The sequence below is a fragment of the Mesorhizobium robiniae genome, from assembly GCF_040545535.1.
Classification (GTDB): Bacteria; Pseudomonadota; Alphaproteobacteria; order Rhizobiales; family Rhizobiaceae; genus Mesorhizobium; species Mesorhizobium robiniae.
Genome location: NZ_JBEPMC010000037.1, coordinates 1 through 1843, shown reverse-complemented (window position 1 = coordinate 1843; position 1843 = coordinate 1). Strand labels below are relative to the sequence as shown.

The following is a 1843-nucleotide window of genomic DNA, read 5'->3' as shown; positions in this document are numbered from 1 at the left end:
TTACCGGCTACCGCTGTTCAGTAGCGCTGCCGGTGACCATCAGGTGGGGGAGTTTCAAGTGACCACACCCGGGGGATTTTGACCGACCCACGGGGGCGGTGATGGCGGCCTTTGCGGGTTTGCCGTCTTTAGCGTCTGGTATTTTGTCTTGCGAGGCTTGCGGCCTCTGGCGGCTCGAGGGTTCCGAGTTCCGGCACGTCGCAGCTTTCTGGGATAAGACTTCCTGTTAGCGTCCCCGAGCCAAGCCATCGTAACGAACTGGCTTTAGCCTTATAACTCCAACGCCGTTGTCGAAGGCGATCTGGGTTCCGAAAGGCTCCGAGAGCTTCTGAAGACGCTCCAAAATGACTCTTGCGAGCGGCGGGGGAGCGAGCCGTGGGATACCCCGGCTGACAAACCTCTTGGAGTAGCCAAGCTCGATCGGATAAAGCCGCAATTCAGCAAGCTGGTTCTGCTCAAATCGGCTTACGGTGATGATGCTCTCATAGAAGACCGGGTCTGAAAATCCACTTGCCATCTCAGCGACCGTCACCTCGGCATCCGTGTCGGCCCCTGGGTCCTTGCCATATTCGGCAAACATGTCAGCGCCCACGGGGGACCGAAGGTCGTCCATCATGAAATTCCCAATGCTATAAAAGATCGGCCGACCCTTGTAGATTTCGATACCTCGCAACTGGTGCGGTCCATGTACGACGTATGCGTCGGCCCCCGCATCAATCATCTCATGCGCAAAGGATTGTTGGTAGTCGGGCGGCTGCTGGCTCCAGTTCCCGGGCTCGTGACCATGGTGCGTGATGATGCAGAAGTCGGCGAACTGCTTGCCCCGGCGAACGTTTCGGAGGATGTCGGCGACATCGCGCGGGTTGGGTTCAAAGCTGTAACCCACCTTGTCGCCTGTTTTGTATGTCACGCCAGAGAGCACGACTCGGTCGGAATTACCATGGCTGGACTGGCAACCCGGCAGTGCATCGCGCACTTGCCTTAAGTTTTTGAGCATCTCCGACGGGACCAAGATGCTTTCCGCCAAACGAAGGGGGTTGAGCCCGGGTCTGCCGGGCGCCTCGTCGGCGGGATCGCACGCACGAGACATCGGCATGAACGTTGAAGCAAACGACAGCAATGCCACGCGACCGCGCGCGGTCTCCAAGAAGCGAGCGGCGCCGGCTTGCGCAAGATTCTCCCCAACACCTGCATGGACGATACCGCTCTCATCCAATATGCGGCTCGTCTCACCCATGCCTTCAAGGCCCCAATCAAGCGTATGGTTATTTGCGCGGCTCATTAGGTTGAACCCCATCGCCTTCAGATCAGGTCCAAGGTCCGGTAGGCTGACGTGATACGCGCCCCCGTACTCAGCCTGCGGGCTTCCCTTGAACGATCGGATATCAAAGATGTTGGTTTCCATGTTGCCGAACGTGGCATCGGCATCGCGCAGGATCTTGACGATCTTGTCAAAGCCGGAATGGTTGCCTTTGGTTAGCGGTCGCGACACAATAAGGTCGCCAACTGCTATCACCGTGAAGCCGTCCGCAACGTTCGTTGCGATCGATCCGACCGCATCATAGCCACCATCCTGCTGGACCGAATGATGACCGTTCTCGTGTGAATGTTCTTCCATAGTCCTTCTTCTTTTCTTTCCACTGGATCTGGAATGATGTTCGGTTTCCGTGTCAGCGGTGCGCTCGAGATGCTCGATCGGGTGAAAGAGTCTCTGACATAACCACAGGACTGAGCGAAGAATCAGCCGGCTCGGCCGGCATGCCCGTCGCCGGAGCGCGCACATGACAGGCCACGACCCGTCCGTCGGCCATTGGCACCAGAGGCGGCACTTCGATGCGGCAGC

General features: G+C 58.2%; 1 protein-coding gene and 1 pseudogene. Both read right to left on the bottom strand.

Features of this window, described 5'->3' with window-relative positions:
• Positions 1-226: 226 nt before the first annotated feature.
• Positions 227-1618, bottom strand: coding sequence for a CapA family protein (locus tag ABID19_RS34210; RefSeq protein ID WP_263807293.1), 1392 nt, complete (start codon positions 1616-1618; stop codon positions 227-229).
• A gap of 52 nt (positions 1619-1670) precedes the next feature.
• A pseudogene (locus ABID19_RS34205) lies at positions 1671-1843 on the bottom strand (oligopeptide ABC transporter ATP-binding protein); the annotation flags it as partial.